We start from the raw sequence: 21863 nt of genomic DNA, 5'->3' as shown, positions 1-21863 counted from the left end.
CGTGACGGAGCCTAGCGATCAGATCTCGAACTTGATTCCCTGCGCCAGCGGCAACTCTTGCGAATAGTTCACCGTGCCCGTCTGCCGCCGCATGTAGCCCTTCCATGCGTCGGAGCCGCTTTCGCGACCGCCGCCCGTGTCTTTCTCGCCGCCGAACGCCCCGCCGATCTCCGCGCCTGACGGGCCGATATTGACATTGGCGATGCCGCAGTCGGAGCCGGTTGCAGACAGGAACGCTTCGGTCTCGCGCACATCCGTGGAGAAAATCGAGGACGAAAGCCCCTGCGGTACGCCATTGTGAAGCGCGATCGCGTCCTCGAAACGCTGATATTTCATCGTGTAAAGGATTGGCGCGAAAGTCTCCTCGCGGACGATCTCGGTCTGGTCGGGCATCTCCACGATGGCAGGCTGCACATAAGCGGCGTTCGGGTACGCGTTGGTGTGGACTCGGCCGCCGCCGTGGATGATGCCGCCATCGGCGCGCGCCTGCTCGAGCGCGCGATCCATCGCTGCGACAGCCGACTGTTCGATCAGCGGTCCGACCAGCACCCCGTCCTCAAGCGGATCACCGATCGGCAGGCTCTCGTAGGCTTTGACCAGGCGCGGCAGCAACTGGTCGTAGATGCTTTCGTGCACAACCAGTCGGCGCAGGGTCGTGCAGCGCTGGCCCGCCGTACCCACAGCCGCGAACACGATCGCGCGCAGCGCCAGTTCCAGATCGGCCGAAGGCGCGACGATGGCGCCGTTGTTCCCGCCCAGCTCCAGGATGCAGCGTCCGAGCCGCTGCGCGACCGTCGACGACACCGCGCGGCCCATCGGCACCGAACCAGTCGCCGACACGATCGGGACGTTGCGGCTGCTCGCCAATGTCTCGCCAAGCTCGCGTCCGCCGACCATCACCTGGGTGAGCCCCTCGGGGGCGTCAGCGCCGAACCGCGCCATCGCCCGCTCGCAGATCTTCTGGACCGCCAGCGCGGTCAGTGGGGCCTTTTCCGATGGCTTCCACAGGACAGGGTTGCCACAGACGAGCGCCAGCGCGGCATTCCACGACCACGGCGCGACCGGGAAGTTGAAGGCGGTAATCACCCCGGTCACGCCCATCGGGTGCCAAGTCTCGCGCATCGAATGGCCGGGCCGCTCGGAGGCGATGGTCAGCCCGTGGAGTTGCCGGCTCTGGCCCAGGGCGAAGTCGCAGATGTCGATCATCTCCTGCACTTCGCCGAGGCCTTCCTGCAGAATCTTCCCGCATTCAAGCGTGACCAGCGCGCCGAGATCGTCCTTCGCTGCGCGCAGCTCTTCGCCCAGCAGCCGCACAAGCTCGCCCCGGCGCGGCGGCGGCACCTCGCGCCATCTGAGAAAGGCGTCATGGGCGCGGGCGATCATCGTCTCGGCTTCGGCCGGGCTGTGCTGGTGCAGCCGGGCGATTTCGGAGCCGTCGATGGGCGTGGTCACGGACAAAGTGCCGCGGGTGAGCTCGGTTTCGGAAAAACCGCAAGCGCGCAGGATGGAATCGTAAGTCATGTCAAATCTCCCGGAGCTGACCGCGCGAATCCATTGATCGCCATGTTTCCAGCTTATCCGGGATGGCGGTGAGACGAAATGCTGCGCTTGGCGGAGTGCGCTGCGCAGGGCCTTTCGCCGCACGCCGATGTCCACGCGCCAAAAACGTTCGTTCTGTTCAATCTTGACTGAACATAAGAACGGCCCCAAATCCGTACCGTTATGACACTGGCGAAGGACAAACTGGATAGGTTCGTCGACCGTATGGGCCTCGTCGCGGAAGCTGACGGTCTGTCCCGCATTGCCGGACGGATCATGGGCCTGATGGTTCTCGAAGGCGGGCCGCTCAGCTTCTCCGAAATCGCCGAGCGCCTGGATATCAGTCGTGCGAGCGTGAGCACAAATACGCGTTTTCTGGAGCGGATCGGCGTGATCGAACGGGTGACGGTCAAGGGAAGTCGGCAGGATCATTTTCAGCTCGCAAAGGCGCCTTATGCGCGGCTGCTTGAAGGTTCGGTCGCACGTATCAAGAAGGCCCAGGGCGTCGTCGCCGATGCGAAGGCCGAGGTCTCGCCCGAGGACAACGAGCGGCGGCAGCGGCTGGACGAACTCGGCGCGTTTTACGCGACGTTGGCCGAAACTTTCGAGGAATTGGTAGCGCGCTTTGACGATCAACGATGAACGACATGACGCGTGCAGGAGTCGATCAATTTCGTTCAATAGCCCTTCACGCGAGGGCGATCACAGTATCGGCGGCCACAGCACCGGCCCGGAGCAGTAGGAATGGACCTTTTGCGTATTCTGAAATCCCAGTGGATCACGATCCTGATCGTCTGTGCGCTTGTCGCCTGGATGGCGAGCGGCATCATTGGCGCACGCGATCAGGCTGAGACGGCAGGGCCGGAGCAGGCGCCGGCAGAACGTGCGCTGACGCAGGTGCAGGTCCGCGAAATGACGGCCGAGGACGTCACGCGCTTCGTCGAGCTTCAGGGACAGGCCGAAGCCGATCGCGTCGCCACCGTGCGGGCCGAGACCGCGGGGCGCATTGTCGAACTGGCGGGCGAGCGTGGCATCCGCGTCGCGCAAGGCGAAGAGATCGCCGCCCTCTCAATGGATGATCGCCAGGCGCGGCTGGAGGAAGCCAAGGCGCTGGTGGCGCAGCGGAAGAGCGAATACGCCGCCGCGCAGCGTCTCGGCGAAAAGGGCTTTCAGGCGCAGAACCGTGTGAAGGAAGCCAGAGCCGCGCTCGCCACTGCCGAAGCCCGGCTTGCGGCAATCCGCGACGAGATCTCGGATGTGCGTATCATGGCGCCGTTCTCCGGCGTGCTGGAAACACGACCGGTTGAGATGGGCGATTACGTTTCTGTCGGCGACCAGGTCGCCACCGTGGTCGACGACGATCCGCTGAAAATCACCGCCCATGTGCCGCAGCAGAAGGTCAATCGGATCAGCGAAGGATCTTCCGCGGACATCGAATTCATCACCGGCCAGAAGGCGACGGGTACCGTCACGCTCGTTTCGTCCGTGGCGGCGGAGTCAACCCGGACCTACCGGGTGGAGGTGGAGGTCGAGAACGGCGCGCGCGCCTTCCGCGCCGGGATGAGCGCGACGCTGCGCATCCCGACCGAGGTGGTGCAGGCGCATTTCGTCTCGCCCGCCATTTTCAGCCTCGACACGGAAGGACGCCTGGGCGTCAAGACCGTGAACGCCGAGAACAAGGTGGTCTTTCACCCTGTCGATCCCATTCAGGCCGCGCCAGAGGGCGTCTGGGTCGCCGGACTGCCGGAAACCGCCCGCGTGATCACCGTGGGGCAGGGGTTCGTGCGCGCCGGAGAGACAGTCAAGCCTGTCTTCGAAGACGGGGCGTCTCCGGACTCACCACCTCTCGACGACGCCCCTGCGGCAGGCGACGTGGTCAGCACCGGCAGCGCGGGCTGAGGACGCGGCCATGAGCAGATTTCTCGACGCGGCATTCGACCGCTCCCGCACTGTCATTCTCATCTTTCTGGCCCTGATGGTGACCGGCGCGATGGCTTATGTCTCGATCCCGAAGGAGGCCGAGCCGGACGTCACCATCCCGACGATGTACATCTCGGTCTACCAGGACGGTATTTCGCCGGAGGATTCCGAGCGGCTGCTCGTCCGCCCGCTGGAGAAGGAACTCCAGTCCATCGAGGGGCTGGACGAGATGCGGGCTTCCGCGACGGAGAACTATGCGACGATCACGCTGGAATTCGAGGCCGGCTTCGACAGCGACCGCGCCCTCCAGGACGTGCGCGAGAAAGTTGATATCGCGAAATCCGAACTGCCCGCCGACGCCGAAGAGCCGCGCGTCCAGGAGGTCAACGTCGCGCTATTCCCGGTGCTGACAGCGGTGCTTTCCGGCAGCGTCCCCGAGCGCACGCTTGTTGAGTTGTCGCGCGAGGTGAAGGATCGGCTGGAGGCTTTGCCGGGCGTGCTGGAGGTGGACATCGGCGGCAGCCGTGAGGACGTCGTCGAAGTCCTGCTCGATCCCACGACCATGCAGACCTACGGCCTCTCCTACGAAGAGGTGCTGCAGCGCATTTCCAACAACAACCAGCTCGTCGCAGCCGGAAACATCGACACGGGTGCGGGCCGCATCGCACTTAAGGTTCCGGGCGTCGTCGAGAACTTCGAAGAAGTGCGCGAGATGCCGATCAAGGTCGATGGCGACCGTGTTGTCACCGTCGGCGATGTCGGGGTCGTGCGCCGCACCTACAAGGATCCGGAGGGCTTCGCCCGGGTCGGGGGACAGCCCGCGCTGGCGCTGGAGATCAAGAAGCGCGTCGGCGCGAACATCATCGAGACCATCGCGCAATCCCGCGCGGCGATCGAGCAGATGCGCCAGACCTGGCCCGCTGGCGTCGAGGTTGCCTACCTCCAGGACAAGTCCGAGAATGTGCGCACCCTGCTCGGTGACCTGCAGAACAACGTCATGAGCGCGATCGTCCTCGTCATGATCGTCGTGATCGCCGCGCTGGGGCTGCGCTCCGCCCTGCTCGTCGGCCTCGCCATCCCCGGCGCGTTCCTGGCCGGCATCCTTGTCCTCGACGCGATGGGCTTCACGCTCAACATCGTGGTGCTTTTCAGCCTCATCATGGTTGTCGGGATGCTCGTTGACGGCGCGATCGTCGTTGTCGAGCTGGCGGACCGGAAGATGGACGAGGGCGAGCCTCGGGCCGCCGCATTCGCCGGGGCGGCCAAGCGGATGTTCTGGCCCATCACCGCTGGCATCGCGACCACGGTGGCGGTGTTCTTTCCGCTGCTGTTCTGGCCCGGCGTCGTCGGCGAGTTCATGCAATACCTGCCGATCACGGTGATCGTGACGCTGGTTGCCTCGCTGGCGATGGCGCTCGTGTTCATCCCCGTCATCGGTAAGGTTCTGCGCGGCGGCGGCCGCTCCAGCAGTACGTCGGTGATGGCGGCCGCGGAAGGGGGCGATCTGAGCAAGATCGGCGGCGTCACCGGCTGGTATGTCGGGGTGCTGCGTGCCTCGGCGAAGCGGCCCGCCTCCACAATCGCTGCCGTCATCGGGGTGGTGATCGGGGCCTACGCGCTTTATGGCGCGCTGGGCAAGGGCATCGAGTTCTTTCCCGATGTGGAACCTGACTTCGCGCAGGTTCAGATCCAGGCGCGCGGCAACCTGTCGATTCATGAGCGCGACGATATCGTGCGCCGGGTCGAGGAGCGGTTGCTCGGAAACCCGGTCTTTGAAAACGTCTATGCGCGGACGATCGGCGGTGGCCAGTCCCGGCGCAACATGGCCGAGGACGTGATTGGGGTCATTCAGCTCGAACTGACCGAATGGGACACGCGGCCGCCAGCGGCGGAGGTGCTTGCCGCGGTGCGCGAGCAGCTTTCTGACATCGCTGGCGTGAAGATCCAGGTCCGCGAGGAGCAGGGCGGTCCATCGCAGGGCAAGCCGGTGCAGATCGAGTTGACGACGCAAGCGCCGGAGCAGTTACCGGAGGCGGTGGCGCACGTGCGTGAGGCCATGCGCGAGGTCGGCGGTTTCGTGGACGTGACCGACTCCCGGCCGTTGCCGGGGGTGGAATGGCGGCTGGAGGTCGACCGGGCCGAGGCCGCGCGCTACGGCGCGGACATCTCGCTGCTGGGCTATGCCGTGCAAATGGTGACCAACGGCGTGAAGGTCGCCGAGTACCAGCCGGACGACACTGATGAAGAGGTTGACATCCGCGTGCGCTTCCCCTTCGGCGCGCGCAGCCTCGAACAGCTCGACCAGCTCACGGTCCCGACGGCAAACGGGCAGGTCCCGATCGGCAATTTCGTGCGCTTCGAGCCCGCGCCGAAAACCGGAACGATCGACCGGGTCGATGCCGAGCGCGTGATGACCGTCGAAGCCGATGTGGCGGAAGGACTGCTCGTTGACACCCAGGTGCAGAAGCTGCAGGCGGCGCTGGCGGAGGTTTCCCTGCCGCGCGGCACCGAGGCGACCTTCAAAGGCGAGAACGAGGACATCGCCGAGACGATGGACTTTCTGGTCAAGGCGTTTATCGCCGCGGTCGGTCTGATGCTGATCCTGCTCGTCACCCAGTTCAACAGCATCTTCCAGGCGCTTCTCGTCATGAGCGCGATCGTGCTGTCCACGGCCGGCGTGTTGCTCGGGCTGCTGATCCGGGGCGAGCCCTTCGGCGTCGTGATGGCGGGGATCGGCGTGATCGCGCTGGCCGGCATCGTCGTGAACAACAATATCGTGCTGATCGACACCTACAACGATCTGCGGCGCCGGGCCCGGCTCGACCCGCTGGAAGCTGCGCTGCGTACTGGCGCTCAGCGTCTGCGGCCGGTGGTGCTCACGGTCATCACGACGGTGCTGGGGCTGATGCCGATGGTGCTGGCGATGAACGTTGACATGATCGGCCGCGAGATCGCCTTTGGTGCGCCGTCGACACAGTGGTGGACGCAACTCTCAGCCGCCATTGCCGGGGGGCTCGTCTTCGCGACCATCCTGACGCTGATCCTGACGCCGACGCTTCTGGTCGCGGGCGAGCGTGTGAGCGTTCGGCTTCGCCGCGGGCGTGTCGGCGCGGACGCGCGGCAGCCGGCTTAGGCTGGCCGGCGTCTGGCCACCTTGGGTTGTACGGGCTGCTTCTGCGGGCGTTCACCTGAGCGCAAGACTGCGCGGGATGTCAGCGAATGACGGAGGTCGTGCAACGATGCGGGTATTGCGAGCCTGCCGGTCCATCACCTCCGTCCAAAATTCCGGGTGCCGCGCAGATCCGTTCTTGAAGAGGGGTCGCGGGCGCCGCGCGCAGCAGGGAGCGATGCGGTTCCCTGGCGCGGCACGCACGATCCCCGCAAAGCCGGAGCCGGGAATTTCCATGAAACACCCGGCTCGCGGCTCTCTGCTCGGTCGATTTACTTGACCGGACGCTGCTCGGGGCGCTGGTCCACGGGCAGCATTATGTGAGCATAGGGCGTGCCCGGCCACATGACATAGGGACCGTTCGTGTCCGGCGTGACGGGCAGGCCCTCAAGGATCGAGTCGTCAGGCACGATGATCATCACGTGTGGCCCCTCAACGACCCAGTCGTTATTCGGCGTCGGTTTCTTGTCATAGGGTGCACTGTTGCTCGCGCCGCCGCCGGGTGCGTCCCCGGCGAGCATGTATGAAATGCCGATCCGCTCCGGGGTGAAGTCCTTCTGGTTCTGGTAGGCCTCGAACCATTGTCTCCACGGTTCATCCAGGCACATCGGCCCGGCGAAGCCCTGCGGGCCGGGCATACAGACATAGTTGCTCTCGCCTTGACGCAGGAGCGTTCCGTCAAGATCGCGCACCGTGACCTCGTCGCGGAGTTGGGGCGGGGCAGCGCTCAGTGCTTCCTTGATCTTCGCCTCGTCGGATTGCGCGCTGGCTGCCGTCGCGGTCAGCGCCAGGGCGATGCTGGCGGTCGCGATTCTTCTCATAGTCCGTCCTCCCTTATTTGCTTTTTTGGCGGCCGTCTCTCGGGACGGAATTGCCAGCTTCGCAGTGGTTGGGGGCAATCTCCAGTCCATGAACTGTACCGGGGGCCGATCCGGCGATACGGATCGGCCGATCGGGCAGGGCGCGTTCGGCAACGCTTTGGCGGGCGGCCGATGCCTGCGGATCGCCATGTCCAGTTCTGTCCCTTGGCGAGGGCGGACGGGGTGCCCTGAATAGAGCGGTCCGTGGGGTTGCGCCGTCAGCTTGCCGGCCGCTCAGCGCGCTTTAACGCGTTGCACCGTGGTGTGGCATGAAGGCGCCCCGCGCTGCGCTCCGAACGGCTGACCGCAGCGGTTCGGGCAAAGTCCGTTCGCCCAACAGAAAAAGCGCGTGGGATCAAAGCCTCCGGCTATAAAGGCCGCTGCGAGGTGCGTCTCTTTTCCACCTGCGTCCAGCTCCAGCGTGATCGTCGCTGTTACCGCATAAGAGATATGCAGCCATTCCGCTTGCTTGTCGGTCGAACCATATCCACGAAGGTCGGGACAGGATGGTCCTGTCAATTTCCATGAAGAGGAGCTGGGAAATGAAGTTCGTTGGATGGTGGGCCGAACAGCCGGCTTTCAATCAGGTGGGTATGGCTTTCGTCGTGGCCCTTACTTTTCTGGTCGTTCTGGGTCTCTAGATTGACCCCGCAAATGCCGCCGTTACCAAGTCCGGACCCGGGGTTCATCAGGCGGATGGTCCCCGGGTTTGTTTTTGCCACCAACGCCCTTCCAAGATTGTGCGCTTCATCTGCTGGCCTTCGATTTCTCGGGGCGCAGACGCAGGATCAGTCCCAAACCCGGACGCCGGCCGATCAAACCTCTGATAGCGCCAGCGCGGCCTCGTGATGCGCACCGATGCTCGCGTTGATCATGCCCGCCACGCGCACCGCCTCGCATCCGGCGCGGCCATCCACCGTCGGCCGGCGCCCCGTGGCGACGCAGTCGAGGAATTCGCTGATCTCGTTGGCCAGGCTGTCTTCTTTCGGGATCTCGACGGAGTCGCTCGCGATCGCCGCCGGCCCCTCGACGGCCGGGTTGCCGCGAAGCTGATATTGAAATATGCGCCCCTCGGCCATGTCGCAGATCACGTACTGGTTGGGCTGAAACACACGGACGCGCCGCTCCGTCTTGTAGCTCACCCGGCTCGCTGTGATGTTGGCGACGCACCCGGACTCGAAAACGAGCCGCGCGTTCGCCAGATCGGTCGTCCCGCTCAGAACGGGCGTCCCGACAGCTTCCACCTGCGTGACGGGCGAGCCGACAAGCCCCATGACGATGTCGATGTCGTGGATCATGAGGTCGAGGATCACGTCCACCTCGACCCCGCGCTCCCGCCAGGGCGCGATACGGTAACTTTCTATGTACAGCGGGCGCGTGACGCGTTTCGCCAGGGCGCGGAAAGCCGCTGAGTAGCGCTCAACGTGACCGACCTGCAGCACCCGACCCTGCGACTCGGCGAGTTCAGCCAGCGTACTGGCGCTCTCCACGCTATCGGTCAGCGGCTTTTCGACGAAAACGTGGAGGCCGGCCGCCATCAGGTCCCTCGCGATCTGGAAGTGCGCCGGCGTGGGCGCCGCGACACTGACCGCGTCCACGCGCCCGACGAGACTGTGATAGTCGCAGAAATACTCGCAGCCCGCTTCTGCCGCCACCGTTCGGGCGCGCGCTTCGTCGGTATCGACGACGGCTACGAGTTTCGCTCGCGGCGCGGCGGCGTAATGCTTCGCATGGAAGCGCCCGAAATAGCCGGCCCCCACGACGGCAACGCGGATAGGATCTGCCATTGGCGATGGTCCCTGAGACCGGGTGTCAGGCATACTGTGCATCCAGAGAGAGTTTCCCGACGGCTTGGAGCCCCCTGCGAACAGTCTGCATGATCGCGTCCTGCGTCTCAGCATCGAGATAGGGATGGATCGGCAGGCTGATGACGTGTTTGGCAAGCCACTCCGCATTCGTGAGGCCGGTGGGCGTGGCGGGGAAGCGCCGATAGCCTGGCTGGGCATGGAGCGGCACGGGGTAGTAAACGGCTGCGGGTATGCCCGCCTGCCGGCACAGCGCCGCCAGCTCGTCCCGGTCCTGCAGCACCAGTGTATATTGTGCCCAAACGGAGCTCGCGCCCTCTTGCACCTCGGGCACCCGCAGGATATCGCCAAGTCCTTCGCTATAGCGGCGGGCCCTGGCCTGCCGTTCCAGGATTTCCTGGGGGAACAGGTCGAGTTTCGCCAGCAGGATTGCCGCCTGGATGGTATCGAGCCGACTGTTCAACCCGACCCGGATATTGTCGTTCTTGGATCGTCCCTGCCCGTGGACCCGCAACGAACGCAGCAGATCAGCGACGTGATCATCGTCCGTGAAGATCGCGCCGCCGTCGCCGTAGCAGCTCAGCGGTTTGGTCGGGTAGAAACTTGTGGCCGTGTGATGGCCGAGTGTGCCGACCGCGCGGCCGTGGCGGCTGGCGCCGAAGCTCTGAGCGGCGTCGGCGATCACGGTCAGGCCGTGGGGTGCGGCCACGGCGTCTATGGCGTCATAGTCTGCGGGCTGTCCGAACAGATCGACAGCGATCACGCAGCGCGGCCGTAGTCCGAGGCGCGTCGCCAGACCAATCGCCGCCTCGAGGCTCGACGGGTCCATGTTGAAGCTGTCCGCGCTGACATCCACGAAAATCGGTACGGCGCCGACGAGCGGCACGATCTCGGCGGTCGCCACGAAGGAAAAGGCGGGCACGAATACGGCATCGCCCGGACCGACGCCTTCTGCCATCAGCAGGAGCTGGAGCGCGTCCGTGCCGCTGGCGCAAGTGACGCAATGGCGCGCGCCACAGAAATCGGCCAACCGCTGCTCAAGCTGGGTCACCTCCGGGCCAAGGATAAACTGCCCATGCGCCAGAACGCGCGCGATCGCCTGGTCGATCTGATCGCCCAAGAGAAGGCGCTGCTCGGCCAAGCCCGTCGGTGTGACATTCAGCCCGTAGCCCCCATCCGTCTGACTGCTTCCCACGAATCCCTCCCGTCCCGTTGCGCGCAAGCAAGTGAAAGCACACCCCGTTTGCGCTTGATCCAGCTTCCCCCCAGCGCGCCTGCAGAGTCAACGTGGCCATGCGCAGCGTTTAACAACTTATACACGAGGAAATTCGTTTTGCCCGTGTGTCCCGCTCGGCCGCGACCTGTTCAGTCCTGACGGGGTTGCGCAGCCGCCGAGGAAGATCGCCGCGCTTTATCCCGCAGCAGGGCCTGTGGATGCGCCCCCGTGCCGGGCCAGAGGCCGTCATGCCGTCAGCGTCGCCTCCCGGTAGATGCCAATGACCTCATCGTCGGGGATTTTGACATCGGAGAATGTCAGAATTTCGCCCTCGCTGACGTTGCGCACCAGCGGAATGCCGTGGGCCAGCCCGATGGGCAGGACGTCGGCGGACGCGCCCGCATCCGCGGGCACCAGTTTGCCCCAGACAGTGTATCCGCCCTCGCCGTCCAGCATCTCGCCCGCCGCAAGATCGCGCTTGGCGACCGCGGCTACATTTCCCCGGAAGCTGTGGGCGCACCCGGTGGGCTCACGACGCAGCGCCGCACTCAGCACCGAGATCGACAGTTCGAGACCGATCAGGTGAAACGGCTTGTACATGGCCGCATAGCGGCCCGTGCTGTCGGTCGGCAGGCCATATTGGCGAAAGCACGCGGCGGCATAGTCGTTCGGCGCTTCAAGAAGCACGTAAACGCCCCAGCGAAGGTCCCGGTAGACCGGGCGCCCGTCGCGCTCCAGGCTGGAGACGACCTCGACCATGCCGGAATGCTCAAGCTGACCGCCGGCGCTACGGGGCCGCAGGACATGTGGAAGATCGTCGACTCCGCAGGGCGGAAAGCTCAGGCCGGCACGGGGAACAGCAAGGCCGGTCGCGTTTGCGATTGCAGCCATTTCGATTGCGCTTTTCGTCCCGTCCAGAAACGAGTTGAACATCTGCGGGTTCATGCCGGCCCGCCGCGCCTCGTCCAGGCTCAGCCCATAGTGCTCCCAGACGTTATCAGGCGTGACGTGGTGATACTCAGGAAGATACTTCGTCCCCTTGCCGGCGGCCGCGACCGAGAAGCCGGAAGCACGTGCCCAGTCGACCAATTCGGCCACCAGCGCCGGCTGATCCCCATATGCCATCGAGTAGACGACCTCTGCGCTCGCCGCGCGCTGCGCCAGCGCCGGACCGGCGAGAACATCGGCTTCGACATTGACCATCACGACATGCTTGCCGGCCGCGATCGCGGCCTGCGCATGCGAAATCCCGGCGCGGGGCTGTCCGGTGGCCTCGATGACGACCTCGACATCATCGCGCGCTGCGAGCGCAGTGCCGTCTTCGGTAAACGCGATTTTCTCGGTCCGCGCATCGTCCCATCCGACGGTCCGGCAGGCTGCCCGGGCGTGGTCCGGTGCCAGATCGGCGATGGCGGTTACTTCAAGCCCGGCGATGGTCGGCACCTGCGCGAGAAACATCGAGCCGAACTTGCCGGCTCCGATGAGGCCGGCCCGCACAGGCCGACCGGCTTCCATCCGGCTCGCCGCCATTCTCGCCAAGTTCATTGCCTGCGCCTCCAATGCTGAAAATTGGTGCCCGGTCCAGCCATCTTATACCCGCGAACCGCCAGAGCGGACACGCGCTCGCGGCTGCCCGCCGGGCCTTGCTTGTTACGCGAAGCGCGCGCTCAGCAGGACTGCATGAAAAGAACAGCGCGCAGCAGGCGGTCAGGGCCGGCAGGGCCGGCTCGGCGGCGATCACCGCCGCCAGCCGGCACCGTTCTCCACTCACGGCGAGAAATCGTCGCTGAGCACGTAGGCCGTGATCTGCATGCGCTCGAGGTCCGTGTAGACCTCTTCCCAGGAAGGCATCTTGCGGAAGCCGTCGGTAACGCGGCGATACACGAACTCCGGCTTATACTTGTATGGCTTCAGTTTCGGCGCCTTCCCCGGATAGGCGGTACGGCCATGGCAGTGGCGGCACTGTTCGGCCCACATCTCTTGGCCGGCGTTGATGTTTTCGGCGTCGCTCAGGAAATCCTCGGTGAATGGCTCGGGCGGCTTGCTCGCCTCCTGCGCGTATGCCGGTAGCGCAATGACCGCGGCCAAGAGCGCAGCTGTGAAAGCGGACTTCATTGGTCTTCTCTCTTCTTGTCTCGGCAAGACGCCCCGCGGCTGCGGGGCGTCCAGGCACGTCTTGAAGGCGGGTCGTCCAACGCTGCCGCTGAGGGCTTACTCGCTGGGCACAATCTTGTAGATCGTGTCCTGAGCACCGCCAGCCGGACCGGTGGTGACCGAGGTCAGGGCGTAGACCTCCCCGTCATTGTCCTGCGCGAAGGACAGGACGTAGGGGATATTGCCGTCCATGTTGGTGACCTCGGCAGTCTCCATGGTCCAGTTGCCGTCCTCGCCCTCGGTGCCGAAGAAGATCTGGCCGTCATAGGCGCCGAACTGTTTGGACCAGTCACCGAAGATGTATTTGCCCTGCCAGGGCTCGTGGCTGCCGCGATAGACGTAGCCGCCCGTGATGGAGATGCCCTTGCAGTTCTGCGGCCGGGCCGTGCAGTTCTCGTATTCGATGATCGGCATCTTCAGCCCTGACGTGTCGCACTCCTCGGGGTGGTTGTCCGGCTCCAGATAGTTGAAGCAATGGCTCGCCTCCATCCGGCGCCAGCCGAGGTTGTCGCCGGCTTCGACGATGTTCACTTCCTCATAGCTGTTCTGTCCGACATCGGCGCAGAACAGTTCATTGTCGCCGCCCATGTCGAAGGAGCAGCGCCATGCGTTGCGCAGGCCGTAGGCCCAGATGCGCGGGTCGGCGTCCGGCCCCAGGTCCGGGTTGCCTTCAGCCGCTTCACCGGTTTCCGGATCGAGACGCATGATCGATCCGAGGACGGTCGTGACATCCTGACCATTGCCGGTACGCACATTGTGGCCGATGCCCCAGTCATTCGCGTAGCCACCGTCACCCACAGAGACGTAAAGCATTCCATCCGGGCCGAAATCCATCCAGTGGCCGTTATGGTTGAATTGCGGCCATGCGATCGACGAGAGCACACGCCCGGAGAACCGGTCCGCCAGATTCTCGTTCTCATCGGAAATCGTGTACTCGGCGACGACGTTGTTGTGGTCGTACCAGAGCAGTTCGTTGAGGCGCCCCTGCCAGTCCTTGTGGCCGGAGTAGGCGACATAGAACTTGCCGTTGTTCTCGAAATCCGGATGGAGCGCCAGGCCGATGAGACCACGCTCGTCGAAGTCCGGTATCTGGTCGACTATGAGGTGGCGAATGTCCAGGAGCGGCTCGCCGAGGAGTTGGCCATCGGCGGTGACCACGCGGACGCGACCCCACTGCTCGGCGACGAACATGCGGCCGTCAGGCGTCTGGACCATTGCCACTGGCTGGTTCAGGCCCTCGACGAAGGGTTCGAGCTTGATTTTTTCCTGAGCGGTGGCCGTTCCTGCCGCGAGTACGGCGGCCACGATGAAGCTGAGGCAGGATGAGATTATTGATTTGAGATTCACGTCTTTCCTCCCTTGGTGCCGCGGCGTTTGGGCTCCTGGTGGGAGCTGGTTTGTTTTGCGCCGCTGGGAGAAAGATTACGGCTGCAGGGCGGGGGTAGGCAACGGTTAACCCCGTCCGGGAAAGCCGGTGCCCCGTTTCGACTGCGTGACGGTCTTGAGAAAGCTCGAAAATTTCCTTTCGCAGTCGGTCGCCTGGAGCCCGCCGCAAGGGAGTTGCGGGCGAATGAGATGTGGCGGGAAAGGGGCGGATCTGCCCCTCCCGCGAACATCCGTCAGGAATCAGGACGCCTCGGCCTTCAGCTTCTCAAGGTAGGCCATGACGCGCAAAATCTCGTCCTGGGTGAGGCGCCGACCGAAGGCTTGCATCGCGCCTGCGCCGCCGGCATAGATGATCTCGAACTTGCCCTTGTCGGTTGCGATGTCGTCATAGCCGTACTTGTCGTCAACGAGGTTCGGTCCGATCCGGCCGGTGCCATCCGGCAGGTGGCAGGCGGAGCACAGCCCGTTGTACAGCTTCTTGCCATCCGCGATGGCTTCCTCGTTGCCCGAGTACGGGTTTTCGGCGGTCTGATGGAAAATCTCGACGGCCTCCGTGATTTCCTGTTCCGGCTTGAACTCGAATTCGATCGGTGCATCGTCCAGAACGTGCCGGAAAACCACCTTGCCGTCCTTCTTTTCAGGCGCGCTGTCCTGCGCCGACAGGCTGGAAGGCAGCAATGAGAAACTTGCGGCCACGAGGGCCAAAAGGCTGATGCCGATAAGTGCGGAACGCATTCTCCACTCTCTTTTGCTCTTGTTCGTTGGGTGAGAGGTTTCTTCCAAAGAAACGCCGAGCCCGAAGGCTCGGCGCACTCCGATTTACCGAAGTCCAGGAAGGGACTTACTCCTTGACCCGAGCGACCTCGGCGCCTTCGGGAACCTCATCCGCAGGCACAACGCGCCAAAGCGCGCCCGGAGGGTTCTGCAGCGGGCCCTGATCGGCGAGGTAGAAGTTGTTGGCGGTCACGGCCAGGACGTTGCCGTCTTCGTCGTAGCCGCCGGCGGTGAACTGCAGCCCGGTCTGCAGAAGCTCCTGCAGCTGCCATTTTCCGGCGTCTTCGTCCCAGCCCAGGCCGAAGACGCGGCCGGAGCACCAGTCGCCGGCGAGGTAAACGCCGTCCATGCCGCCGTAGTTGGCCACGCCGAGCCCCTGCACGGAGCAGCCGAAACCTTCTTCAAGGTCCTCAGCGCCCGGGTAGGGTGTCTGGTGCGGATACTGGGCGGCCGGCAGAACGCCCACGACCGAGCACTCCTGCTCTGCGGGATCACCGGTCATCGGATGGCAGAACGTGCCCTGCATGTCCGGCCAGCCGTAATACTCGCCGCCCTTGCTGTCCGCTGGCTGATAAATGATCTCTTCCCAATGGTTCTGGCCGACATCGGCGATGTAGAGATCGCCCGTCTCCGGGTCGAACGAGAATTCATACGGGTTGCGGACACCGTAAGCCCAGATTTCCGGCTCGGCCTTGGTGCGGATTTCGGCGAACTCTTCCTCGGTGATGCCGAAGAGGACCATCAGCCGCTCTTTTGCTGCCGTGGCGAAGGGGTTGTCCGCCGGGATGCGGTAAGGCCGCAGGTCGTCCTCCGGGACATCCACGTCAACGCGGAGCATCTTGCCGAGTGGCGTGGACAGGTCCTTGCCCGCCTGGAGCGGGTCGCCTTCCCAGCCGCCGTCGCCACTGCCGATGTAGAGATAGCCGTCGGGACCGAACGCGATCTGTCCGCCGTTGTGGTTATAGTAGGGCTGCTCGATCCGCATGATGACCTTCGCGGTCTCGTTGGTCCGCTCGGGCGTCATGACATTCGGGCTTTCCGGATCGACCTGGAAACGCACGATCACGCCGTCGCCGTTGAACGGCAGCGAGGCGTAATGGACAAAGAAATAGCCATTTTCCTCGAAATTCGGATGGAAAGCCAAGGAATAGAGGCCCTGCTCCACGAAGCCGGTCTGCACGTCAGACCCAAGCGGGTTGATGTTCGTCAGGTCCAGAAACGGCTCTTCCTGAACCGTGCCGTCCGGATTGACGATCTTCACGCGGCCGACGCGTTCTACGACGAAAATGCGACCAGAGCCATCGTTGGCACTGGTGACGTTCGTCGGGTCAGCGAAGCCTTCAGCCACCTTGACGAGCGCGATCTCGGGGTTGCCCGGCAGCGTGCCGCCAGGCTCCGCCACCTCGTCCACGGTCTGCGGGACCGACTGCGCGTGCGCCGCGGTGCCGAGCCCGAGGGCGATGGCTGTAGCTGCAAGCGTCGATAATACGCGGTTCATTTCTTCCTCCTTTTTGCGGCCTTGCCCCAACGCAGGGCGTCAGCAACCGTTCCCTGTTTTGGGCAAAGCCAATTAGTTGGACGCGCCTGCGAGCATCACGAGGGGTGATACCCGCAAGCCCGTCATTGCTCCGCCGCCTCAGTTGATTAGGTTGACAGCGGAGAAACAGGTGCGACCCTATCACGCATGTCGGCGGGTGCGAAATATCGCCACAGCGAGAAAGAGAAATGATGCAGCGACAATCATCAGCCCCATCCCTTCGCGCGCAGCCTCATCGTTCCACCAGACGTCCTGACGCCACCATTCGTTGGCCTGCGGCCAGAAGTAGTATACGCCGACGAAAGCGATGATCGCGCAGGCGGTGAACAGCGCCGCCGGCACAGTGCCGCGTAGCGCCGACGGAGCGAAAGCGAAACCAATCGCCCACAGAGCGGGAACCCCATACGCCACCGCCCAGAACAGCCCGTCCGGATCGTTGTACTGAGCCACGGCGAAAAGGAGCAGAAACAGCGCGAGCGCGCCAGAGATGTAACGCATGCGGCCCTCCCATGCGCAGAATGATCATTGTTTTCGAATTCGTTCCCTACGGGATATTGCGCCATAGTGGCAAGGCCTGAGAGAGTGCGGAAGACACAGCCGGGAGTTTGGCATGAGCAGAGTTGAGACGGGAGAGGCATCGGCAACGAATATCCACTGGCAGCGGTTTTCGGTGCCATACGAGTACCCGGTTGTGTTTACCTCGGGCGTGTTTCGTCCGGACAACCCGGCGCTGATCGACACGCTGACACGTTTTGAACCGGACAAGCAGCACCGCTGTCTCGTCTTTGTCGATGACGGCCTGCTGGCCTGCGCGCCCGACCTCCCGTCCCGGATCGCCGAATACGCCACGGCCCACGGCAACCGCATGACGCTGGTGGCGCCGCCGCGCCCCGTCCCGGGCGGCGAAAAGGTCAAGAACGAATTGGCCTTCGTCGAGCAGGCCCAGGATCAGGTTTACGAGCACGGCATCGACCGCCACTCCTATGTGATCGCGGTCGGCGGCGGTGCGGTGCTGGACATGGTCGGGCTGGTCGCGGCAACGTCGCATCGCGGCGTTCGCCACGTTCGCATCCCCACCACCGTGCTGTCCCAGAACGACTCTGGCGTCGGCGTGAAAAACGGCGTGAACCTGAATGGCGTCAAGAACTTCGTCGGGACCTTCGCCCCGCCCTTTGCGGTCATCAACGATTCCGAGCTGCTGAACACGCTGCCCGTGCGCGAAATGATCGCCGGGATGGCCGAGGCGGTGAAGGTCGCGCTGATCCGCGACGCAGACTTTTTCGGCTGGCTGGAGCGCAACGCCGACGCGCTGTCGATCTTCGCGCCGGATGCGATGGCCTACATGATCCGGCGCTGCGCCGAACTTCACATGAACCAGATCGCGCATGGCGGCGACCCGTTCGAGACGGGCAGCGCGCGGCCGCTGGATTTCGGCCACTGGGCCGCGCACAAGCTGGAATCGATCACGCATCACCACTTGCGCCACGGCGAGGCAGTCGCCATCGGCATCGCGCTCGACACGCGTTACTCTGTGCTTTCCGGGCTGCTGCCGCAAGGAGAGGATGATCGCGTCTGCTTCCTCCTGGAGCATCTGGGTTTCAAGCTGTGGCATCCGGCGCTGCGCAAGATCGACGCGAGTGGCAACCTGGCTGTCCTGCGCGGCCTGCGGGAGTTCCGCGAGCATCTCGGCGGCGAGTTGACCGTGACCATGCTCAGCGACATCGGCACCGGCGTGGACGTTCACGAGATCGCCGAAGACAAGGTGCTCGAAGCCATAGACTGGCTGGAAAAGCGAAGAGAAGTCTGATGCACTTGCGGGGGGAGCTGGGCTGCCTGACCTACTGCACGAACATTCATCCGGGTGAGACCTGGGCGGAAACGCGCCGCACGGTGGCGGAGCGCGTCACGCGGGTGAAGCAGCGGGTTTGCCCCGAGCAGCCTTTCGGCGTGGGCCTGCGGCTGTCGGCGCGGGCGGCGGAGGCGCTGGCCGCACCAAACAATCTAGAGGATTTCGCGGCCCTCCTTTCGGAAAACGATCTTTACGTCTTCACGATCAACGGCTTTCCCTACGGCCCGTTTCACGACACCACCGTGAAGGCGAAGGTGTATGAGCCGAGCTGGGCCGAGGGTGCGCGGCTCGATTATACGAACCGGCTGGCGGATCTGCTGGCCCGGCTGCTGCCGGAGGGCATGACCGGCAGCATCAGCACGGTACCCTGCGCCTTTCGCCCGGTCGGGCGCGGACAGGAAGAGGCGATGCGCGAGCATCTTCTGCGCCATGCGGTGCATCTGCATCGGATTTCCGAGGAGACCGGAAAGCAGATCGCGCTGGCGCTGGAGCCTGAGCCGCACTGCTACCTTGAGACGACCGGCGAAGCTCTCACCTTTTTTCAGGATTGGCTGTTAAACGTCAACTCTGTTCGGCGCATGGGTGAACTGACCGGCCTGTCTTCGGCGCAGGCGGAACAGGCGCTGCGCCGGCATCTCGGCGTATGCTTCGATGTCTGCCACGCCGCCGTGGAGTACGAAGACCCCGGGGAATCGGTCGCCGCGCTGCGGGGAGCGGGCATCGCCGTGCCCAAGCTCCAGCTTAGCGCGGCGCTGCATCTGCGGCGCGTGACGCCCGAGACGCTCGAACGCCTGCGCGCCTTCGATGAGGAAACCTATCTGCATCAGGTCGTGGCGCGGCGCGGCGAGACACTGGAGCGGTTTCTCGATCTGCCCGATGCCTTTGCGGCCGCCGAGGCGCAGAGCTACGACGAGTGGCGCGTGCATTTCCACGTGCCGCTGTTCCTTGCCGAGCTGGAGCACTTCAGCACGACCCAGCACGTGCTCGCCGAGGTTCTGGAGTTGCACCGGCAAGCGCCGATCTCCGATCACCTCGAAGTGGAAACCTATACCTGGGATGTCCTGCCGCCAGACTTGCGGAATGTGCCGGTCGAGGACGCCATCGCGCGCGAGCTGTCCTGGGTGACGACCCGCCTGAATGCCTGATGCTGCGCACGCTGTTGATCCTGGGTCGGGTGTCGAACCTGCCGACGGTCTGGACGAACCTGCTGGCCGGGGCCGTGCTGGGCGCGGCCTTCGCGGCGGAGCCGGTGCGGTTCATGGCGCCCGACCTCGCGACGATGCTGCTGCTGATCCTGGCGGTGTCGCTTCACTACACGGGCGGCATGTTCCTCAACGATGCGTTCGACGCGGAGATCGACGCGGCGCAGCGCTCGAACCGGCCCATACCGACCGGCAAGATCAGCCGCAGTACCGTGTTCCTGCTGGGCGCGGGGCAACTCTTGGCGGGTGTGCTCCTGTTGTTCGCCGTGAGCGCGGCCGCGGGCTGGCTGGGTGTCGCACTCGCCGGCGCTATCCTGCTCTATGACTGGTTGCACAAGCGCACCACGCTCGCGCCTGTCATTATGGGCGCCTGCCGGTTTCTGGTGTACCTGATCGCGGCGGCGGCGGTCGCCGGGCCCGCAGAAACGCCCGTGCTGCTGGCCGCCCTCGGCCTATGGAGCTACACGGCGGGGCTGACCTATGCGGCGAAGCAGGAGTCGCTGAACCAGATGGGCAGCTTGTGGCCGCTGCTGTTGCTGACGCTGCCCCTGATCATCGTCGCGGTGCTTTCGCAGGGGGCGATTCTCCCGATTTTGATCCTTGCCGTGTTCGCAACTTGGGCCGCGCTCGCCGTGCGCCGCTTCCTGCGGCGCGCGCCGGGAGACGTGCCGCGCGGGGTCGTGAGCCTGATCGCGGGCATGGCACTTTATGATGCGGCGCTGATCAGCATTTTCTCCGCAGAGTTGGCGGCGGTGGCGCTGGCCGGGTTCCTGCTGACGATCGCCTTTCAGCGCGTCATTCCCGGCACTTGAGCCGCCAGAATCACGTCATTGCGAGCATAGCGAAGCAATCCGGTTTCTTGGCTTTCCGGCGGACATCCGTCCGCCGGTTTCGGCCCAACGGGCCGGCCGCCAGTCGGCGGCTCGGCACGTCCTTCGGGCGCGCTGGGGAGCATGACACTGGCGGCGCATGTCTATCAGGACAGACCGAAGACATGATCGAGCACGAGTTGCTTGAAGCCCGTCGCCTCTACCGTACCCTCGGGTAGCAGGTCGGGCTGCGAACTCATCACAAGCGGCCCTTCTTCCGGCCTGTGGGGCAGCCGGCCGTGTGAACCCTTCACGAGCTGCGTATCCTTCAGCGAGATGACGTCCAGAAGCCGCCGGAAGCCCAGCTTGCGCAAACCCAGCCGCCAGCCCACCGCGAGCTTGGGCCACCTGATGTCCGGGTCGATGAACAACTCGACCGGGTCATAGCCGGGTTTGCGGTGAATATCGACGGTGCGGGCGTAGTCCGGCGCGCGGTCGTCGTCCAGCCAGTAGTAATAGCTGAACCAGCGGTCCGGCGCGGCGATCGCCACGAGTTCGCCCGAGCGCGGGTGGTCCAGCCCGTAGGCGCGCTTGCCCTCCTCGTCGAGCACCTGTTCCACACCGTCCAGCCCAGCGATCAACGCCTGCACTTCCGCGATGCGCTCTGGATCGCGCACGTAGACATGCGCGATCTGGTGGTCCGCCATTGCGAAGGCTTCGGAGGCGCCGGGGTCGAATGCCTCGCGCCCCATTTCCTCGCGCCAGGCGATCAGGCCGGCTTCGCGCAGGGCGCGGTTGATGTGCACCGCGTCGGTTGCGGGCGTGATGCCGTATTCCGAAACCACGATGACATGCCGGCCCTCACGTTCCGCTGCCTCCATCAATCTCCCGCAAACCGCGTCGACTTCCCGGAGATCTTCTTGCAGCCGCGGATGCGACAGGTCCGGTCCCAGCCGCTGGAGGTTGTAATCCAGATGCGGCAAGTAGGTCAGGGCGAGCGTCGGCTGGCGCGTCTCCAACACGTGGATGGTCGAATCGGCGATCCACTCGCTGGACGAGATGTCGGTCGCCGGCCCCCAGAACTTGAACAGCGGGAACATGCCCAGCTTGTCGTTCAGCTCGTCGCGCAGCGATTGCGGCTGCGCGTAGTGATCGGGGATCTTCCGGCCATCGGCGGGGTACATCGGGCGGGGCGTCGCGCTCCAGTCCGCGCTGGAGTACATGTTGTACCACCAGAACATCTTGGCGCAGGTGAAGTCGGGATCGCGGTTGCGGCCCGCTTCCCAGATCATCTCGCCGTCGATCAGCATGTCCGGCTGCCGCCAGAGCAGCACCTCGGCGAGATCGCGGAAGTACCAGCCGTTGGCGACAGCGCCATGGCCCGAAGGCGGCCGGCCGGTCATCAGCGTGGACTGAACGCTACAGGTGACGGCGGGCAACACGGGCTTCATCGGGCGCATGCCGCCCTGTTTGGCGAGACGCGACAGGTTCGGCGTGTGCTCTCCCACAAGATCGGGCGAAAGCCCGACGACCAGGATGACCAGTGTCGGTGTCATCATCTCCCCGCGATGCCGGTGATACCTGGCGGTGATCTGCCCTTCACAAGCTGGCGGCTGTTGGCTACCGTGCTCGGTGAGATGCTT

General features: G+C 64.5%; 17 protein-coding genes. 6 read left to right on the top strand and 11 right to left on the bottom strand.

Annotated features, from left to right (window positions below; genetic code table 11):
- Positions 1-18: 18 nt before the first annotated feature.
- Complete coding sequence (gene amaB / locus BXY53_RS13405) at positions 19-1521, bottom strand: L-piperidine-6-carboxylate dehydrogenase (RefSeq protein WP_119062528.1); 1503 nt, start codon at positions 1519-1521, stop codon at positions 19-21.
- A 201-nt stretch (positions 1522-1722) separates the two neighbouring features.
- Between amaB and BXY53_RS13400 the strand changes: the two genes are divergently transcribed.
- The 3 genes from BXY53_RS13400 (at position 1723) to BXY53_RS13390 (ending at position 6592) form a co-directional block, all read left to right on the top strand.
- Positions 1723-2181 carry a GbsR/MarR family transcriptional regulator gene (locus BXY53_RS13400; RefSeq protein WP_119062527.1) on the top strand — a complete coding sequence of 153 codons (459 nt, stop codon included), beginning with the start codon at positions 1723-1725 and terminating at the stop codon, positions 2179-2181.
- Between the two features lie 102 nt (positions 2182-2283).
- Entirely contained in the window at positions 2284-3438 is a 1155-nt protein-coding gene (locus BXY53_RS13395; RefSeq protein ID WP_119062525.1) for an efflux RND transporter periplasmic adaptor subunit, read from the top strand.
- A gap of 10 nt (positions 3439-3448) precedes the next feature.
- Positions 3449-6592 carry an efflux RND transporter permease subunit gene (locus BXY53_RS13390; protein ID WP_119062523.1) on the top strand — a complete coding sequence of 1048 codons (3144 nt, stop codon included), beginning with the start codon at positions 3449-3451 and terminating at the stop codon, positions 6590-6592.
- A gap of 308 nt (positions 6593-6900) precedes the next feature.
- On the opposite strand, the gene BXY53_RS13385 is transcribed toward BXY53_RS13390, so the two are convergent.
- The 9 genes from BXY53_RS13385 to BXY53_RS13345 all read right to left on the bottom strand — a co-directional run bounded on the left by BXY53_RS13385 (position 6901) and on the right by BXY53_RS13345 (position 16858).
- Positions 6901-7449 carry a hypothetical protein gene (locus tag BXY53_RS13385; protein WP_119062521.1) on the bottom strand — a complete coding sequence of 183 codons (549 nt, stop codon included), beginning with the start codon at positions 7447-7449 and terminating at the stop codon, positions 6901-6903.
- 854 nt (positions 7450-8303) lie between these two features.
- A complete protein-coding gene (locus BXY53_RS13380) occupies positions 8304-9275 on the bottom strand; it encodes a Gfo/Idh/MocA family protein (protein ID WP_119062520.1) in 972 nt (323 codons plus the stop codon).
- Between the two features lie 25 nt (positions 9276-9300).
- The gene (locus tag BXY53_RS13375; RefSeq protein WP_245410481.1) at positions 9301-10488 is read right to left on the bottom strand and encodes a DegT/DnrJ/EryC1/StrS family aminotransferase; all 1188 of its coding nucleotides are present in this window, start codon (positions 10486-10488) and stop codon (positions 9301-9303) included.
- A gap of 267 nt (positions 10489-10755) precedes the next feature.
- Positions 10756-12054 (bottom strand): NAD(P)H-dependent oxidoreductase, encoded by a 1299-nt coding sequence (locus BXY53_RS13370; protein ID WP_119062519.1) that lies wholly within the window; start codon positions 12052-12054, stop codon positions 10756-10758.
- Positions 12055-12276: 222 nt separating this feature from the next.
- Positions 12277-12624, bottom strand: a complete 348-nt coding sequence (locus BXY53_RS13365; protein ID WP_119062518.1) for a c-type cytochrome — start codon at positions 12622-12624, stop codon at positions 12277-12279.
- A gap of 96 nt (positions 12625-12720) precedes the next feature.
- Positions 12721-14010, bottom strand: a complete 1290-nt coding sequence (locus BXY53_RS13360) for a PQQ-dependent sugar dehydrogenase (RefSeq protein WP_119062517.1) — start codon at positions 14008-14010, stop codon at positions 12721-12723.
- A gap of 279 nt (positions 14011-14289) precedes the next feature.
- On the bottom strand, positions 14290-14784 hold the full coding sequence (locus BXY53_RS13355) for a c-type cytochrome (protein ID WP_119062516.1): 495 nt from the start codon (positions 14782-14784) through the stop codon (positions 14290-14292).
- Between the two features lie 106 nt (positions 14785-14890).
- Positions 14891-16321 carry a PQQ-dependent sugar dehydrogenase gene (locus BXY53_RS13350; protein ID WP_119062515.1) on the bottom strand — a complete coding sequence of 477 codons (1431 nt, stop codon included), beginning with the start codon at positions 16319-16321 and terminating at the stop codon, positions 14891-14893.
- A 180-nt stretch (positions 16322-16501) separates the two neighbouring features.
- Entirely contained in the window at positions 16502-16858 is a 357-nt protein-coding gene (locus BXY53_RS13345) for a transmembrane 220 family protein (protein WP_119062514.1), read from the bottom strand.
- 112 nt (positions 16859-16970) lie between these two features.
- Between BXY53_RS13345 and BXY53_RS13340 the strand changes: the two genes are divergently transcribed.
- Genes BXY53_RS13340 through BXY53_RS13330 form a run of 3 tightly spaced genes read left to right on the top strand, consistent with a single transcriptional unit; the run spans position 16971 to position 20223 of the window.
- A complete protein-coding gene (locus BXY53_RS13340; protein ID WP_119062513.1) occupies positions 16971-18167 on the top strand; it encodes a 3-dehydroquinate synthase in 1197 nt (398 codons plus the stop codon).
- The gene (gene eboE / locus BXY53_RS13335; protein ID WP_119062512.1) at positions 18167-19354 is read left to right on the top strand and encodes a metabolite traffic protein EboE; all 1188 of its coding nucleotides are present in this window, start codon (positions 18167-18169) and stop codon (positions 19352-19354) included. The genes BXY53_RS13340 and eboE overlap by 1 nt, the downstream gene beginning before the upstream one ends.
- The gene (locus BXY53_RS13330) at positions 19354-20223 is read left to right on the top strand and encodes a UbiA family prenyltransferase (RefSeq protein WP_119062511.1); all 870 of its coding nucleotides are present in this window, start codon (positions 19354-19356) and stop codon (positions 20221-20223) included. The genes eboE and BXY53_RS13330 overlap by 1 nt, the downstream gene beginning before the upstream one ends.
- Before the next feature lie 164 nt (positions 20224-20387).
- Here BXY53_RS13330 and BXY53_RS13325 read toward each other — a convergent pair whose 3' ends face one another.
- Positions 20388-21779: an alkaline phosphatase family protein gene (locus tag BXY53_RS13325; protein WP_245410480.1), complete on the bottom strand. Its 1392-nt coding sequence runs from the start codon at positions 21777-21779 to the stop codon at positions 20388-20390.
- Positions 21780-21863 lie beyond the last annotated feature (84 nt).

Source organism: Dichotomicrobium thermohalophilum (assembly GCF_003550175.1).
Classification (GTDB): Bacteria; Pseudomonadota; Alphaproteobacteria; order Rhizobiales; family Rhodomicrobiaceae; genus Dichotomicrobium; species Dichotomicrobium thermohalophilum.
This window is presented reverse-complemented; position numbering and strand designations above follow the sequence as displayed.

Excerpts from the sequence above, each read along its gene's own strand:
- amaB (WP_119062528.1), bottom strand. The coding sequence starts at position 1,521 with ATGACTTACGATTCCATCCTGCGCGCTTGCGGTTTTTCCGAAACCGAG.
- BXY53_RS13400 (WP_119062527.1), top strand. The coding sequence starts at position 1,723 with ATGACACTGGCGAAGGACAAACTGGATAGGTTCGTCGACCGTATGGGC.
- BXY53_RS13395 (WP_119062525.1), top strand. The coding sequence starts at position 2,284 with ATGGACCTTTTGCGTATTCTGAAATCCCAGTGGATCACGATCCTGATC.
- BXY53_RS13390 (WP_119062523.1), top strand. The coding sequence starts at position 3,449 with ATGAGCAGATTTCTCGACGCGGCATTCGACCGCTCCCGCACTGTCATT.
- BXY53_RS13385 (WP_119062521.1), bottom strand. The coding sequence starts at position 7,449 with ATGAGAAGAATCGCGACCGCCAGCATCGCCCTGGCGCTGACCGCGACG.
- BXY53_RS13380 (WP_119062520.1), bottom strand. The coding sequence starts at position 9,275 with ATGGCAGATCCTATCCGCGTTGCCGTCGTGGGGGCCGGCTATTTCGGG.
- BXY53_RS13370 (WP_119062519.1), bottom strand. The coding sequence starts at position 12,054 with ATGAACTTGGCGAGAATGGCGGCGAGCCGGATGGAAGCCGGTCGGCCT.
- BXY53_RS13365 (WP_119062518.1), bottom strand. The coding sequence starts at position 12,624 with ATGAAGTCCGCTTTCACAGCTGCGCTCTTGGCCGCGGTCATTGCGCTA.
- BXY53_RS13355 (WP_119062516.1), bottom strand. The coding sequence starts at position 14,784 with ATGCGTTCCGCACTTATCGGCATCAGCCTTTTGGCCCTCGTGGCCGCA.
- BXY53_RS13350 (WP_119062515.1), bottom strand. The coding sequence starts at position 16,321 with ATGAACCGCGTATTATCGACGCTTGCAGCTACAGCCATCGCCCTCGGG.
- BXY53_RS13345 (WP_119062514.1), bottom strand. The coding sequence starts at position 16,858 with ATGCGTTACATCTCTGGCGCGCTCGCGCTGTTTCTGCTCCTTTTCGCC.
- BXY53_RS13340 (WP_119062513.1), top strand. The coding sequence starts at position 16,971 with ATGAGCAGAGTTGAGACGGGAGAGGCATCGGCAACGAATATCCACTGG.
- eboE (WP_119062512.1), top strand. The coding sequence starts at position 18,167 with ATGCACTTGCGGGGGGAGCTGGGCTGCCTGACCTACTGCACGAACATT.
- BXY53_RS13330 (WP_119062511.1), top strand. The coding sequence starts at position 19,354 with ATGCTGCGCACGCTGTTGATCCTGGGTCGGGTGTCGAACCTGCCGACG.
- BXY53_RS13325 (WP_245410480.1), bottom strand. The coding sequence starts at position 21,779 with ATGATGACACCGACACTGGTCATCCTGGTCGTCGGGCTTTCGCCCGAT.